14 protein-coding genes are annotated in these 16,022 nt (G+C 61.1%); 1 reads left to right on the top strand and 13 read right to left on the bottom strand.

The features are described 5' to 3' along the window. Nucleotides 1-18 precede the first annotated feature (18 nt). The 12 genes from ACSSVQ_RS11270 to ACSSVQ_RS11215 form a co-directional block, all read right to left on the bottom strand. Entirely contained in the window at nt 19-804 is a 786-nt protein-coding gene (locus ACSSVQ_RS11270; protein ID WP_454183136.1) for an SDR family oxidoreductase, read from the bottom strand. 44 nt (nt 805-848) lie between these two features. After that, complete coding sequence (locus tag ACSSVQ_RS11265; protein WP_454183135.1) at nt 849-1,229, bottom strand: hypothetical protein; 381 nt, start codon at nt 1,227-1,229, stop codon at nt 849-851. Nucleotides 1,230-1,240: 11 nt separating this feature from the next. After that, complete coding sequence (locus ACSSVQ_RS11260; protein ID WP_454183133.1) at nt 1,241-2,407, bottom strand: acyl-CoA dehydrogenase family protein; 1,167 nt, start codon at nt 2,405-2,407, stop codon at nt 1,241-1,243. A gap of 14 nt (nt 2,408-2,421) precedes the next feature. Further along, complete coding sequence (locus ACSSVQ_RS11255; RefSeq protein ID WP_454183132.1) at nt 2,422-3,609, bottom strand: acyl-CoA dehydrogenase family protein; 1,188 nt, start codon at nt 3,607-3,609, stop codon at nt 2,422-2,424. 14 nt (nt 3,610-3,623) lie between these two features. After that, nucleotides 3,624-4,433 (bottom strand): enoyl-CoA hydratase/isomerase family protein, encoded by an 810-nt coding sequence (locus ACSSVQ_RS11250; protein ID WP_454183130.1) that lies wholly within the window; start codon nt 4,431-4,433, stop codon nt 3,624-3,626. Nucleotides 4,434-4,593: 160 nt separating this feature from the next. Next, nucleotides 4,594-5,679 carry a WD40/YVTN/BNR-like repeat-containing protein gene (locus ACSSVQ_RS11245; protein WP_454183129.1) on the bottom strand — a complete coding sequence of 362 codons (1,086 nt, stop codon included), beginning with the start codon at nt 5,677-5,679 and terminating at the stop codon, nt 4,594-4,596. 539 nt (nt 5,680-6,218) lie between these two features. Then, on the bottom strand, nt 6,219-7,577 hold the full coding sequence (locus ACSSVQ_RS11240; protein WP_454183127.1) for a DUF1329 domain-containing protein: 1,359 nt from the start codon (nt 7,575-7,577) through the stop codon (nt 6,219-6,221). Between the two features lie 416 nt (nt 7,578-7,993). Continuing rightward, complete coding sequence (locus ACSSVQ_RS11235; protein ID WP_454183125.1) at nt 7,994-9,979, bottom strand: DUF1302 domain-containing protein; 1,986 nt, start codon at nt 9,977-9,979, stop codon at nt 7,994-7,996. Nucleotides 9,980-10,352: 373 nt separating this feature from the next. After that, nucleotides 10,353-11,006 carry a MarR family winged helix-turn-helix transcriptional regulator gene (locus tag ACSSVQ_RS11230; protein WP_454183123.1) on the bottom strand — a complete coding sequence of 218 codons (654 nt, stop codon included), beginning with the start codon at nt 11,004-11,006 and terminating at the stop codon, nt 10,353-10,355. Between the two features lie 118 nt (nt 11,007-11,124). Continuing rightward, the gene (locus ACSSVQ_RS11225; protein WP_454183121.1) at nt 11,125-12,876 is read right to left on the bottom strand and encodes an ATP-binding protein; all 1,752 of its coding nucleotides are present in this window, start codon (nt 12,874-12,876) and stop codon (nt 11,125-11,127) included. A gap of 3 nt (nt 12,877-12,879) precedes the next feature. Continuing rightward, a complete protein-coding gene (locus tag ACSSVQ_RS11220; protein WP_454183119.1) occupies nt 12,880-13,677 on the bottom strand; it encodes a sensor histidine kinase in 798 nt (265 codons plus the stop codon). A gap of 251 nt (nt 13,678-13,928) precedes the next feature. Next, on the bottom strand, nt 13,929-14,270 hold the full coding sequence (locus tag ACSSVQ_RS11215; protein WP_167095826.1) for a P-II family nitrogen regulator: 342 nt from the start codon (nt 14,268-14,270) through the stop codon (nt 13,929-13,931). A gap of 467 nt (nt 14,271-14,737) precedes the next feature. On the opposite strand from ACSSVQ_RS11215, the gene ACSSVQ_RS11210 reads away from it, so the two are divergent. After that, nucleotides 14,738-14,926 (top strand): hypothetical protein, encoded by a 189-nt coding sequence (locus ACSSVQ_RS11210; RefSeq protein ID WP_454183118.1) that lies wholly within the window; start codon nt 14,738-14,740, stop codon nt 14,924-14,926. Nucleotides 14,927-15,081: 155 nt separating this feature from the next. Here ACSSVQ_RS11210 and ACSSVQ_RS11205 read toward each other — a convergent pair whose 3' ends face one another. Then, entirely contained in the window at nt 15,082-16,008 is a 927-nt protein-coding gene (locus tag ACSSVQ_RS11205) for a helix-turn-helix transcriptional regulator (RefSeq protein WP_454183116.1), read from the bottom strand. Nucleotides 16,009-16,022 lie beyond the last annotated feature (14 nt).

The following is a 16,022-nucleotide window of genomic DNA, read 5'->3' as shown; positions in this document are numbered from 1 at the left end:
CCTTTATCCCTCTACCGCCTACATGGCGGAGATGCCGCCATCGATCTTGATTTCCGAGCCCGTGATGAATTTGGACTCGTCGGACGCAAGGAACAGCACCGCATAGGCGACATCGTCCGGATCGCCGACCACGCCGAGCGGCACCTGACGGGCAAGCTTCTCCTTCAGCTCGTCGCGCGAGATACCCCGCGCCATGCCGTCCAGGATCGGCGTGTCGATGAAGGTCGGATGGATGGAGTTGGAGCGAATGCGATAGCCGCGCTTGGCGCAATGAAGCGCCACCGATTTCGACAGCAGCCAGACGCCCGCCTTGGCCGCGTTATAGGCAGCCATATTGTGGCCCGCGATCAGCCCCGCGATGGACGAGGTGTTGATGATCGAGCCCGGCGCATGCGGCACCATGTAGGAAATGGCGTGCTTGCAGCCGAGAAAGACGCTGTCCACATCCACGGCCTGCACATGCTTGAAGGTCTCGAAATCGGTGTCTTCCACCGTCGTGCCGCCGCCGATACCGGCATTGTTGAAAAGCACATTCATGCCGCCCATCGCATCGTTTGCCGCGGCGAGCGCATGCTTCCACTGATCTTCCTGCGTCACGTCGAGTTCGACCGCGAAGGCCGCGCCCGGCACCTCGGCATTGATGCGATTGGCGACGTCTTCCGCGCCCTTCACATTGATGTCGGCCAGCGTCACCTTCGCGCCCTCGCGCGCCATCATCAGGGCCGTGGCTTCGCCAAGCCCCTGCGCGCCGCCGGTGATGAAGGCCATCTTGCCGGCCACGCGGCCTTTTGCGGTTCCTGTCATCGGATACTCCCTTTCACGTTTTTGAGTTTACGAATTCTCGATTATCACTCGGCTGCGGCGGGTTCCGCGCGGCCAGTCACGATCCATGCATAGACGAAGGCTATGCCCAGAATGCCGTCGATCGCCGGGCCAGGCAGGTCGCCGCTGACGATGCGCCCTTCCGAAAAGAGCGCCAGCGACGCGATAAAGAAGGAAAACTTCTCCACGATGGCCGCGAGGATGAAAGGCCGGTAGCGCTTCGGATCCTGCGCGATCACGACAAAGGCGAACTGCCAGGCGAGCGCCACACCCATGAAGCCGTAGAAGAACTGCGGATGCGTGAAGGGTTCGTCACGCGCGAAATTCGCTTCCATGAAGAAGGAAGGCACGATGACGAAGAAGCCATAGATCGCCGCAAGCAGAAAGATCGATTTGGCCGCTTTCATGCAAGTTCCCCTTAAAGCATCGCGGTGTTGGTCGGCACACCGAGAAACAGGCGCCCCGTCAGCTCATAGGTCGCATCGGCCACCATCGCGTGCTGCGTGGCGACATGAATATCGCGGAAGCGGCGCTGCAGGGCATGGCTGCGATAGACCGAAGAACCGCCTGCCAGCGTATACATCAGATCGATGGTCCGCCCCGCCGATTTCACGGCATGAACGCTTGCATGACGCAGATCGCGGCGATGAGCTTCCGTGATTTCACCATGCTGCGTCGCCGCCTCCCAGGCTGCGTCTATGGTCTCGTAGAGATAGGCGCGGGCGGAACGGGTTAGCGCCTCCGCTTCGGAGACATCGAGATGCGCCTTGGCGCGTTCGGCGAGCGTCTTGGATGAGCCTTGCGGCTTCTTCACGGTTGCCGTGTCGATGAGATCGTCGATGGCGCCCCGCGCTGCCCCCAGCGCTACGCCCGCTATGCCGATGCTGAGAAGTCCAAAGGTCGGGAAGGCATAGAGCGGGCGCTGAAGCGGTTTGTCGGAGATAAGGCTGATCGCACGGGATTCGGGCACGAACACATCCTTCACTTCGAAGTCCGTGCTCCCGGTCCCGTTGAGGCCGGAGACATCCCAGGTGTCGAGCAGCGATACCTCGCCGGCCGGGAAGATCAGCATCCGGTTTTGCGGGACGCCCTCGGGCGCCATTTCCGGCTTGCCGTCCTCGCCCATGATGAGGCACCCGCCCGCGATCCAGGTCGCGTTGCGCGAGCCCGAGCCCCATTGCCAGCGTCCCGTGGCGCGGTAGCCCGGAACGCCGTCGCGTACCTCCCGCACCGCCTTGCCGCGCGGCGCAAAAACGCCGGCGCTGATAACGTCCGGTGGGCCAAAAACGGCCTGCGCCTCATCAGGCGCCATGAAGCCTGCGAGAAGCCCCGTCGTGCCACCGATCATCACACACCAGGCAGGTGACGCATCGCCGCGCGCCAGCCGCTCCACAACCTCCACCAGAAGGCGGGGATTGGCCTCGAGCCCGCCGCAAGCCTCCGGAACGCAGAGCCGGTAAAAACCGGCAGCGGCGAATTTGGATGCGAGGTCCTGCGGCAGAAAACGATTGGCCTCCACCTCCGCGGCGCGCTGCGCCAACTCGCCGGACAATGCCTCGGCTGCTGCCAGAATATCCTCCGCCATATTTCCTCCCTGCCTCATGCCCCCAGCTTCAGCCGGTTTGCAATATTGTTTTTCTGCATGTTCGACGACCCACCCACGATGGGCAGGCTCATCGCATCGCGTACATAGCGTTCCATATCCATCTGGTCGGAAAGTCCATAGGCGCCCGTGACGCGCATGGCGGTTTGCGTAATCGCCGCCGCCCCCTCGCAACAGAACAGTTTCGCCATCGACGTTTCGACCGAACAGGGCCGGCCATGGTCGGCAAGCCAGGCCGCGCTGTAAAGCATGAGCCGCATGGCGCGAGCCCGTGTGCGAGCATCGGCAAGCTCATGGCGGATCGACTGATGCTGCGCGATAGGACCTCCGAATTGCGTCCGCTCCTCGGCATAGCGCCATGCATCGTCGAGCGCAGCTTCGGAAAGGCCGAGCGCACAGGCCGACAGCTCAAGCTTTTCGACTTCCAGCGCACGGCCCGCGAGCTGCTGCCAGCCCCGGCCGATCATTTCCGGACCGCCCAGCACATTCGCAAGAGGCACACGCACATCGTCGAATGTCACATCCTTGGTTTCCACACCGCGTATGCCGACATGCCCGAGCGGGGTGATCGTGATGCCGGGAAGCGTCGGCGGCACGAGAACGATGGAAAGGTTCTTGTACTTTTCCTCCTTCGGCCCCGTGCGCAGCAGGCAGAAAATGTAATCGGCGATATGCGCGCCGGTGCACCAGCGCTTGGCGCCGTTGATGACGAGATCCTCGCCCTCAATACGCGCACTGGTTTCCACCATGGCAAGATCGCCGCCGACATTGGGTTCCGACAGACCATAGGCAAACAGCAGCTCGCCCGCGGCCACGCGCGGCAACAATTCCTGCTTCTGCGCCTCGCTGCCGCTCTCGCCGAGATTCATGCCCGCATAGCAAACGGCCATGATGTAGGGACAGGCAACCGCGACGGAGCGTTTCGCCAGTTCCTCGATCACGGCCATGGTGGCATAGATGTCGATCCCTGCGCCGCCATAACGCTCCTCGACCGTCAGGCCCATCAGCCCCATACCGGCGAGCTTCTTCATGACCTCTCGCGGATAGATATTGCCGCGGTCCCATTCCCGCGCGGCCTCGCGCGGCATTTCCGCCTGCACGAAACGCGCGACATTGTCCCGCAACATGCGGACATGCTCCGGCTCGTCGAAATTCATCTCTCCCTCCGCGGCGGACGCACCCATCTCGGAACTCCCGGTCATTTGCCGGTGAAACGCGGCTGGCGTTTTTCGAGGAAGGAACGCACCGCTTCGCGGTGATCGTCCGTGGTGAAGGTCACCATTTCATAACCTACCGAGGTATCGAGAATGGAATGGGCAAGTTGCTTCAACCCGATATTGGCAGACACCTTGGAATAGCGGATGGCCATCTGCGCGCCGCCCGCCAGCTTGTCGGCGAAAGCGTCGACACGCGCATCCAGCTCATCCTCGGGCACGGCATAGTTGACGAGGCCGATCCGCGCCGCCTCGGCACCGGAAATCGCGTCGCCCGTCATCAGATATTCCTTCGCCCGCGCATAACCGATGAGCTGAGGCCAGATGATCGCGCCACCGTCGCCCGCGACGATACCCGCCCGGACATGCGGGTCGGCAAAGCGCGCAGTTTCGGCAGCGAAAATCACGTCGCAGAAAAGCGCGATGGTGGCGCCGAGCCCGATGGCGGGACCTGCGACCTTGGCGATGATCGGCTTTTCAAGATCGAGTAGCGAAAAGACGATGCGCTTGGCCTCCGCAGCGTCCGGCCCTTTCGTACCTTCCTCAAACCCCTGCTTCATCCAGTTGAGATCGCCGCCGGCCGAAAAATGGGCGCCCTCGCCCGTCAGCACGATGATGTCGGAGGCCGGGTCGTCGGCGGCATCGAGAAAGATGCGCGACAACTCACGGTGCATCACAGCGTCGACGGCATTGAGCTTTCCCGGATTGCTGAGACTCAGCGTCAGAACGCGCCCGCGCCGTGCCGCCTTGATACGCTCATAGCCTGAAAAATCGACAGCCTCACTCTCTGCCATCTCGTCCTCCCTGCCTTGCCGGCCTCCTCGCCGGCATCTTCTTTTCTGTTTTCACGATTGTGACGCTGAAAGAGGAGCGAGGGAAGCCGATGGAAGGAAACACATAAAAAAACCCCGGCCGACAGGCCGGGGTTTTCTGAAATTCGGAAGACAGTATCGATCAGCTACCGGAAGGGTTGGCGATCGAATAGCTGGCACCCACAGCCTTCTCGGCTTCGGCAGCGGTATCGGGCATGACTTTCGCACCCGGCTCACCAAAGACGATGATCTGGCCGTCGGCACCCTTCACCACGGCGGAATAACCGAGACGGTCAGCCCGCGTGACTTCCGTAAAGTGCTCACCGCCATCGTCGCTGTAACCGACATAGCCCTGCAGACCGGCCAGCACGACGTGATCCTTGTCGAGCTGGACGCCGCCCGCGATGGACTTGTCCGTACCGGTATCGACCTTCTTCCAGGTCTCGCCATTATCCGACGAGCGATATGCGTTGCCGCGCATGCCGAAGACCATCACCGAGCCATCATCGAGCGGAAGGCCGCCCCAGAACGACCCTTCATAAGGCGTCTGGATACGGTCGAAGCTGGCGCCGTCGTCGGTCGAGCGGTAGACCACGCCGAATTCGGCGGCAATGAAGATCGCACCGGACTTCGTCTCGAACGCACCGTTGAGATGATAGTCGTCCAGGAGGCCTTCGCTCAGCGTCCGCTCTTTCCAGGTCTCGCCGCCATCCTTCGTCTCGACGAATTTGGAGAAGGCGCCCATGGCAAAGCCGTGCTTCTTGGATTCGAACAGCACCGTCATGAAGGGCGTTTCGGATTTCGGATCGTAGAAAGCGCGTTCCCAGGTTTCACCGGCATCGCGCGTCCGCAACACGATCGCATCATGGCCGACGGCATAGCCGAGCTTGTCGGTAATGAAAGTGACGTCGGTCAGCGTTGCCTGTGTCGGCACGGTCTTGGCCTGGGTCCAGGTCTGGCCCCGGTCGTCGGAATAGACCACATTGCCGAACTCACCCACCGCGACGATGCGGTCGCCGGCATAGGCAGCGGCGAGCAGAAGCTCTTTCGCAGCCAGCTTCGACTGGGTGGCGTATTCGATTTCGTCTTTCTGGCCGCCATTCTGGCCCTGTGCCGCGTCGTCGGCAGCCTTGGCGGTCAGGGGCATGAAAGCGACGAGTGCCGCGACGGCGCCGCAGGCCAGCGCACGCGTAATCGTCTGCGTAATGTTTTGAATGCTCGAATTCATAGGTCCCTAGGGCTCCTCACTTAGATCGACATGCTGTCAGGCAATTTCCCCGAAGACAGATGCCGATCGTCTAAACAGCACTGGAACATCCCGTCCGCGCCTGAACGAGCGCAAAGATGTTCCCGGGCTCGCCTCCCGGCGACACATAGGCGACAACCTGCTCCCCCTACCCCTTTATTCCCCGGCATACCGGGTCCGGATTTCGGAAGGACCACAGGCCCGACGACCGCCCCGTTTATTCTTTTTTCGCGGCCGTCATTTTGGTCAGCCGGTCTTATAGCGCGTTCCGGCGCGTCATGCATCAACGGAAATCAAACGCGGTAAATTTGCACGCGCATGGCCGGAACTGCTGGCAAAGTCGTGGTTTTTTCAAGGGCCGGGACCCTCGCCGGCCATGGCGTACCTGCCGCTGAGACGCCTCCCCCTGTCCGGAAACGGACGGCAAAGTCCGGGCTCACTCCGGCAAAACCGGCCTTGAAAACAAACCGGGCCCCGGATTTCTCCGGGGCCCGGCCGCTCTCCCGAAAGGGAGGGTCTTTTTAGCGAACGCCCATCTGACGGATGGCGTTCGGCGTGTAGCGGTTCTTGTCGATCTCGTCGGCGAAGTAGTTCACCGGCGGCTCTTCGTTCTGCATGGCAAGCGCCAGGTAGCGGCCGGCCTGCAGGTCATAGACGATTTCCGCGCCCGAACCGCAGAGCGGCACATTGTAGCGCTGGAGCTGGTGCAGTTCCTGAACGCGCCAGAGCTGACCGCGGCCGTCATAGAGTTCCGCCGTGGAGATCTGCCAGGCGTCCTCGTCATTGTGATAGACGCGACGCGAATAGACGTGGCGCGTACCGGCCTTCAGGTTCGCTTCGAATTCCCAGACACGGCGCAGCTCGTAGCGGACCTTGTCCTGGTTCAGGTGAAGCGGCTTGATGAACTCGTCATAAGACGTGGATTCCGCTTCGTAATCGTTCGCGGCGACCACACGCTTGTGCTTGCCGAGAACGGTCCAGTCGTAGCGGTCCGGAGCGCCGTTATAACCGTCGAAGCTGTCGGACGTGGACAGGCCGTCGGAGTTCGTGCCGGGATTGTCGTAGGCGATATTCGGCGCACGACGCACGCGACGCGTACCGGGGCTGTACTGCCAGGCCTGACGCGGCTGCTTCTCGGCGTTGAGAGCTTCATACACCAGGATCACGTTACCCGCGGAACGGGCCGGGGCGATCGTGTTGGCGATGTAGTAAAGCGAAATGTTGTCCAGATCTTCCGCGCTCTTCACGGCAGGGTCGGACCAGGCGAGGATCGCCTCATCCTGCACGATCTGCATCGTGTAGTCGCCCGAACGGGTCACCGGCGCCGCAGCGAACTGACGCACCACCTTGAAGGAGCGGTAACGCAGCGTGTGGTTCCAGATCATTTCAAGCCCGTTGTTCGGGATCGGGAACGGGAAGCCGAAAATGCCCTTCGAGATACCCGAGCCGCCGCCGACGAGTTCGCCGACCGCCGCATTGCGCTTGTTCGCTTCGTAAACCTTATCCGGATAAGCGCAGCTACGACGCGTCTGATAGACGTTCATCTTGTAGTCTTTGTACGTCGACAGCAGGGCCTTGTAGCCCGGCGTCAGCACGTCGTCATACTGACCGGCATTCGAAGACGTGATCGTGTATTTGACCGGATCGTCCTTGAACGGGTCGGCCAGTTTGTCGCCCGGCTTGTAGTTCACATTGCTGGGCACGGTCTGCAGACCACCGGTCCAGGCCGGAATATCCCCGCCGTCACCGGCCTTTTCGGCACCCATCGGGGTAAGGTCGTTACCCAGACGGTCTACCTGTGCTTGCGGCACCTTGGCCAGGGCGCTGGTGGACAGCGCACCGAACACAAGGGCGGACACCAGCATGGTTGTCCTTTTCATCTACGTTCCCTCCACTGGATTCTTATGAGGCTTCTGACGCGTCCGAAACTCACGTACACGCCAAGGCCGGTTTCCCCGCCTATTCTGGCAAGATCATAGCAAAACAAAGGACCGCGGCAAACGGTTCACCCTGTATTTCTGTGTCCCCCGAGCATCGCTCGCCGTTCATTTTCCGCCAGTTTTTCCACGCACTTCATTAAATCTTTTTAATGAAGTGCGTCCGTCGACACATCCCGGGGGCAAAGACCCGCCACCCGGATTTATTCTGCCTACGGACGTTATTCCCGCACACCCGGAAAGAGCGCCGCGTCCCGGCACCCGCCCGCGAAACCTGCCTCCTGAAAATACGGTGCACAAGAAATAGGCCCGGCAGCATCTCTGCCGCCGGGCCCGTTTTTCGTCGTCTCACCCGCCGATCAGAAGGCGTAGGAGATGCTCGCCGCGACGAAATCCTTGTCGGACGAGAAGTTACGGAACGGGTTACCCCAGTTGTGGGTGTAAGACAAATTCGCCTTCCACACCGACCGCAGATTGGCAGTCAGGCCGATAGACACGGCTTTCTTGTCCTGCACGAAGCCGGGACCGACCGGACCGGCGGAATAACCCGAGACGTCGTGCGCGAAATTGATATTCGGCGAAAGCGTCCAGGGCGTATCGAAGGCATTGTTGTAGTCCGCGATGAACGAGAAACGATAGCCCGTCGAGAACTGCGAGGCGTATTTCACCCGGCACGAGCCAGCAACAATCGCACCAACGCCATTGATTTGCGAACAAGCAGAATCGCCAAGAATCGCCGTCGTAAACGGATTGTTAGTCACGTTCGCCGCACGCGGCGCGGCAAGACCGCTCGTCGCGCTATCGACACCCGGCAGATACTGGAAGCCGGCATTGGCGATGAGGATCACCAGATCAGACCCGATAGACGACGTCACCGGGTGAGACGGGTTCAGCGTACTGATGAGACCAAGCTGACCTGTTACGGAATCATGGCGCGCATAACCACGATAGGCCTCTCCGGCAGATGCCGGGTTGTAGCTTTCACAGAACGAACTGTTGGCAACCGTATAAGGCGTCGTAGAAGAAACAAAACCGCCGAGATCGCCATTGGCCAGATCGTTACAGTTGATGTTGGTATCGCTGAGCGCAAACGCCATGTTAGGCGAATAAGACACTTCGCCCGACAGCGCCGAGCCACCCAGGATCGGAATTGTCGTATTGAAGCTGTAACCGAACTGCGTAACCATCGGATATTGCAGCAGATACTTCTTCGTCGACGCAGCAGCGCCAATCACGGTCTCCAAGTTCGCAGCCGCACAACCAAAGAAGGTTGGTGTACCCAGAGCACCACATGCACCCGCGGTGTCAGTATAGGGACCGCCCGGGAAAGCGGCCGTCGCAGCAGCATAGTCCGCCGCGGTAAAGGTGCCTATCGGAGCCACCAGACTATAGCGATTGGCATAAAGGCCCATGTCGGTACCGCCGTTCAACCAATCGGCATAGTATTTGATCGCCACACCCCAAGTACCGGTGTCCTCGCCATCTTCATCCGCCGTGCGGGGAATGAGAACCGGACCCGGATACTCGGCACCCAGCATGATGTAGCGGCCGCCTTCGCAGCCCGCATCGGAACCGGCGAAGAAGGTGCCGCAGGAATCGACCGTCAGCTTCTCCCAGTTGAACTGCCAGAAGGCCTCGATTGCGAAATTGGCCGGCAGCGCCATGTTGAAATAGACGGCCGGAACCGGCTTGTAGGCTTCCTTCAGTTCCGAACCCGGCGTGCGCAGCGCGCTCAGATCCACCGGCAGGTAGGAACTGATGCCGCCCGGAATGAACAGGCTTTCACCCCAGTTGATGACCTGCTTGCCCACGCGCAGCGAGACCGGCTGGTTCATGATATCGAAATTGCCATAGACATAGGCATCGAGAATGGACAGGTCCCGAGATGCCGAGAGATGCGCATCGCTACCGCGAACGGCGTCCTCAAGCGGCCGCGTCCCGTATCCGGAGCTACGACGGCCGACATGCTCATCCGCCCAATAGTCGTAGAACCCCTTGATACGAAGGAACGCACCGAAGTTCTGATATCTGGCGCTAATATCGGTCGTGATCTTGCCCGTCATCGTATAGGGCACGCCAGGACCGTTGTTGATGTTCCCATCATCATCGTTCAGGCCCATCGACGCGCCATTGCTGGCCGCGCAACCGCCATTTGCAATAGCAATATGCGTACAATCCTGGTTGGACGCGCGGATGCCGACACCGAACGAAACGGTATTATCGACGTTTACGCTAACATCCCCGAAGCTGAATTCAGTGGCCTGTACGGCGCTCGGGGAAACCCCCAGCGCCGTTGCCACGACACCGCCAACCAGCAGCGCCGCGCGCAAGCTCCTTTTTATCATTGAGTGATCCTCCTCGATCCTCGACGTCTTCACTAACTTTGCAGCTGGATCGGGAGGTGTAATCTGGAAGCGATCGACTGTTCTCCCCCCGGCCAGTCAGCATCCCTCAGTCGCAAGCCCACCCTTATTGAGGAGCCAAGTCAAGCCGGAGAAAGGGCCGGATACGGAGAAGCGCTCCACATTCGCCCACGGTATGACATTTTTGACACGGCCGACGGACGCAACGGCAAGCTTTCCGGAACATATTGCACCGCACACTGATGATGTGCGCCGCAACATGACCTTCCGAATCAGACTCGCCATATCGTGAAGATGGTTCTCCTCCCAGGCGGGAGAAGAAACCGGTCCGCGCGCCCAAAGCAGGTGAAAAATATCAGGAAGAGGCGGACCGTTCAGACCCGTCGGAAGAGGGATCGCCGGTTTCCTTGACCGCTTCCACGGTCGGCTCGCCCTCTCCGGCAACCGTATAGCCGGCCGCTTTCGCCTCGAGCACGTTCAGCACGTCCAGCGCCGTTCGAAGGTCCGATTTGGACAATCCGCCGGCCAGCCATTTGCCTGCCGGCGCCTCGCGGTCCCGCATGGCGCGGTAGGCGGCATAGCCGCGCGGGGCAATCCGCACCAGCCGCGAGCGCTTGTGGGCGGGATTGTCGATATACTCGACCAGCCCCTCTTTCAGGAGCTGGTTGACGAGCTTCTGGATGAACTGCCGGGAAACAGATCTGAGGCCTGCCAATTGCGGCACGGTGCGCGGACCCATCTCGATGAGATTGCGCAGCAATGCCCGGTGCGGCGCACGGGCATCGGCCTCGCCATGGATACGCGCGGCCATCGCCCCCAGCTCGAAATGGAGCCGGTTCACCGCGTCGATGAGTTCGAGAAGGGTCTGGAGCTTCTTGCCCTGCTGGCCCGGAATGAGCGTCAACGAGCCGGGAACGGCACCTGTCGGTGCGTCCTCGGACGGTTTCGGGGACGCGCCTTCGGCACTCTCCGGCTGCTCCTTTTCCGAATGCTGACGCTTCTTCCCCATCGGACCCTCGAGAATGCATGGCAACAATGCGCGAAAAGCACATGCAGATATCTGCATCCTAGGGTCGGCTGTCAGCGTGTCAAACGACGTTCCGACGAAAGCTGTCGAAACGGGCTCGTCAGATTTCCTGGGGATCGCCCGGCTCGGCCGCATCGCGTTCGCGCCCGCTGACACGCCAGCGCGCCACGATCTGTTCCAGCCCCTGGCGATCGAGATTGGGCGCGCTCCACGATTGCGAGAAGGCCGCATTCACATTGCGCGGCAGCGTGTCGGGCGCCAGATCGTGGAAGCGGATACGCATCGGCATGGCAACGCCCTGACCGAGAATGATCGCTTCGCGATCGCCGAGCAGCGGCAGAAAATCGAGAAGGTCGAGCGCGCCGTCATGCGTATTGGCCCGCATCACCTGCTGGTCGCGCTCGGTGGAAAGCCGCATGGCGACCGCCGTGGAACATTGCGACAGGATGGTCGGATCGAGTTCGGAGGGCCGCTGGCTGACCAACGCGAGCGACAGGCCGTATTTGCGGCCTTCCTTGGCGATACGCGACAACGCCTGGCGTGTCGGCATGAACTTGTCGCCGCCATGAGCCGGTGCGTATCGATGCGCCTCCTCGCAAACCAGAAGCATGGGAAGCCCCCCCTTGCTCCAGACCGCGAGATCGAACGCGATACGCGAAATCACTGACACCACGACATCGAGAATTTCCGGCGGCACGGTCGAAAGGTCGATGACGGTGATCGGTTTGCCATCGCTCGGTATACGGAAGAGTTTGCCCAGCACGTCGGCCATATTGTCCTGCACGGTCAGGCTGCCGAACATGAAACTGTAGCGCTGGTCGCTGACCATCGTTTCGATGCGGCTCTTCAGCCGGCGATAGGGCACCGTCGTGCGCGTGCGTTCGAGCTTGCCGAGCTGGTCGTCGATATAGAACAGCACGTCCGAAAGACGGAAAGGCGTCGGCGTCTCGACGGTGATGCCGCCCGTCTCGCCCACGCGGCGCGCAATGGCGGCGCGGCCCGACGAGGCGTCATGAAAACGCCGCTTCGCATAAAGAACGGCGTCGCTCAGAATTTCCACTTCGGCATCGTTATGGCTGTCATGGCTGACAAGCGCCGCCGTCAGCTCCTGAAAGTTCAAAAGCCAGAACGGCAGGTTGAGATTGCGGGCATTGATGAGCTCGGCCTGAGCGCCGAAGGCGCTGGGATATTCATTGTGAATATCGAGGACCACCACATGCGCATATTCGTGACCGACGAGCACGCGCTGCAGGATACTCGTCAGCGCGCAGGACTTGCCGCAGCCCGTCGTCCCGACAACGATGAAATGCTTGGCCAGAAGGTCGTCGAGGAGAAGTTTCGCAGGCACATTGGCATCCTGAAACAGGCTGCCGACCTCCACCGTTGCCTTGCCCGGCTGGTTGTAGACGCGCGTCAGATCGTGCCGGTCGGCGAGCAGAACGGGATCGCCAAGCGTGGGAAGACTGGACACGCCGCGTTGAAATTTGAGCCGCCCGTCCTTGCCATCGACAACCACTTCGCCGGCGAGATTGATCTCGACCAGACCCATATCGACCTGGTCGTCCGCATTCGAGGGCGCGGGCGCGCTGACCGCAGAGACGATCCCGACGACCTGACGATCGCGCGTCGGCACCTTGACCAGCTGACCAATTTCAATGCGCCGGCGAAAGGCACCCTTGTCGCCCGGCACCTTTTCCATCACGGCCACGGCCTGCGGGCCCGACACCGAAACGATATGCGCGATCCGCACCGGCGGCGAGGCGGGTTTCCCCCGCCGCTCCGAACCGTCTCCGCTGGCTTCCATACCCGAACCGTCAGGCGCCTGACGAGGTGCCGTAATGCCCTTGGTCACGTTTCACCGCCTTTTTTTGTCTTCGACCGCTGCCTTCTTGGTCTCAGGCAACGTGAATACGACTGTGGTGCCCTGCCCGGGCTCGCTGGAAATATGGAATTCGCCGCCATGCAGCCGCGTCAGCGCCGCGGCGATCGGAAGTCCCAGGCCGGTCCCTTCCTGACTGCGGGAAAAGGCCGACTCGACCTGGCCGAACGGCGTCATCGCCCTGGCGATCTGCGTCTCGTTCATGCCGATACCGCTATCGGCCACGGCGAAACTGACACTCTTGTTCCGGTTGCAAGCAACGACCAGCACGATCCGCCCGCCCGCAGGCGTGAACTTATGCGCATTGGACAGGAGATTGATGAGGACCTGCTTCACCCGCCGTTCGTCGAGCATCAGCGGGGGCAGCTCCGGCGTCATCTTGACCTCGAGCACCTGGCCCTTCTCGCTGATCCTCGGCTGCACCATCGCAACGCAGGAATCCACGATCTCCGCCGGGTCGTGCCGTCCGAGATCCAGTTTGAAATTCCCGCTCTCGATCTTCGAGATATCGAGGATATCGCCGATAATGTTCAGGAGATGCCGCCCGGCGCCGGAGATATGGGTTGCATATTCCACCACCCGGTCCTGCTGAGCGGCGGTATCCTGCATATGCTGGATGAATTCCGAAAAGCCGATGATCGCGTTGAGGGGCGTCCTGAGTTCATGGCTCATATTGGCCAGAAATTCGGACTTTGCGCGGCTGGCGAGATCGGATTCGAGCTTGGCCGCGCGCAGCGCCTCTTCGGAGCGCCGCCGCGACATCAGTTCGCCCATGTTTTCCGTGTATTGAGAGAGAAGCGAAGTCTTCCGCCGCTTCCGCCCCATGCGCTCCGCATACATGCGAAAAGCCCCCGAAAGGCAATCATCAGATCGGAGACAGCTTAGGGCTGGCTTCGTTTCGGGGAGGTAAACGGGTCGTTAGGAAAAACGGGAAGTTTTAATGTGGTTCACACATCTGGCGCTGCACAGCGGAGCCTGGAAACATTGGCCCCGGAAACAATCGGCGCCGATCCGGCCTGCCCGACCTAATCCAGGGCGTTCTCGTTCTGCTCGCCCGTGCGGATCCGGATAACCCGCTCCAGCGGCGTGACGAAAATCTTGCCGTCGCCGATCTTGCCCGTATGGGTCACCTTTTCGATCTCGGCAAGGGCCTTGTCCACCATGCCGGAAGGCACGGCGACGTCGATCCGCAGCTTGGGCACGTCGGTGACTTCATATTCGCGCCCCCGATAAATCTCGGTCTGCCCCCGCTGGCGGCCGAAACCGGCCACCTGCGTCTTGGTGATCCCCTCGATTCCCAGCGCCACCAGCGCATCGCGCAGTTCGTCATATTTATGGGGCCGGATAATCGCCGTGATCATGCGCATGGGAAATTCCTGGTCGTATTGAAGGCCATAATGGACAAGACGCCGGATCGCCTCCGAGCGGGAGGGCAGGTCCGCCTGCGCCCGTCTCCATTGATCCACCAGATCGTTGAACTCTCTGGAGGCAACGAGCTGGATGCGCTGATCCAGTTTTTCCATGAAACCACTCCGGCGCGGGCCCGAATTCGCCTGAACGACCCGTCTAACCCGCTATCTACATCATTGGGAGAACCACCGGACCTTCGCGCACGAACCCCGCGTATATCCGCTAACCCCCTGCTATCCTTGAGTTTCTAGCATCGGAAAAGAGGCCTGTCCAAAGTTTGTGGAATCGCGCCAATGACTGTTGTTGACAAACTTACACATCTTACCCATATAATCCTCGACAACGGACCGGATGGGAGGTCCGGCACAAGGATCAGCAGGGCTCACGCAAACCGCATTGAGACGCGAGCCAATTGGAGGATGCAATGGTGGACGACGAACTGAACTATCGCGGCGCGCATCATCATGGCGAAGCGAAGAAGGGCCCGAAGGGCAAACCGACGGACCTGCATTATCGCGGCAAGGAATACAGCTCCGACCGCCAGCCCCATGCCGAAACCCCGAGCCATCGCGATCATCGCGGCCTGCTCTATCGGGGCATCCAGCAGCGCTGACGCTGTCCGGCCGGTTACCCGGACGTAACTTGCTCGGATACCGCGACCGGCGCAGTATCCCGGCCGCTTCCCCCAGGGAGCACATCACAAAAAAGAAGCCGGTATCGAACTAAAGGGCCACTCCATGCGCCGGCACGCGCGGGAGTGGCTTTCATTTAGCGGGAAGCGCCTTCTCTGAACGACTGACGAAAATCACGCGGTGTGATGTTGGTCGCCCGCAGAAAATCGCGCTGGAAATGGGCCTGATCGGCATAGCCGCAGCAATAGCCGATTTCCGAAAGCGCCGTGTCGCTATCGGTCAGCAGCCGTGTTGCCTCCCTCATACGGGCCCGGCGCAGCACACCTGAAAAGCTCCGCCCTTCCTCACCGAGACGCCGTTGAAGCGACCGGGAGGAAAGCGCCAGTGCCCGCGCCGCATCGCCGACTTTCCAGCTCCGGCCGATATCGGCGACCATGATATCCGCCAACCGATGAGCCAGTGGGAGGCTGTCCGCCGTATCCGATCCGACACCGGTAAGAAGGACAGAAGGAAGCTTTCCGGCCCAGTAAATGCGGAAACGCTCGGCCGTCTCGCCGGAGATGAACGGCGCCTCTTTCAACTCATTGAAATCCGCAGCGGCGTCCGCGACTTCGATCCCGCATTTGTCGCCGATCACGCTCGCGACCAGGCCCAGAAGCAGCCCAGCGATCAGCCAGTTCTCGCCCGGCGTCGCCGGCTGCCCCTGGCTTATCCGCTTGCAGACCCATTCCTCCTCGCCCGCGATCTGTGTGCGATGGGTCGCATGATAATAGCGCTCGAGGCGCATCCATTTTTCGGCAAGAACGGCTGGGTCGGGTGAGCGGGTCAGGACTGATAGCGTCGGGGTTTCATCCGCATCGGATAGATAATGCCCCACCGACAGGAGAAGGCCGGGACCGTGCTGCTCCATCGCCCGGGCAACGAGACGTTCTTTGGTCCCGGCCGGCTCGATCGCATGCTTCATCGGGTCGGGCCGTCCCATGCCGTCCAGCAGGTCCGGCGCCCTGTCCTGAAGCATCCGGACCAGAAGGCTGACAAGCCCGGTGCTCGTGAATCCGTCCATGTCCCGTCTCCCCG

The sequence above is a fragment of the Parvibaculum sp. MBR-TMA-1.3b-4.2 genome, from assembly GCF_053628815.1.
This window is presented reverse-complemented; position numbering and strand designations above follow the sequence as displayed.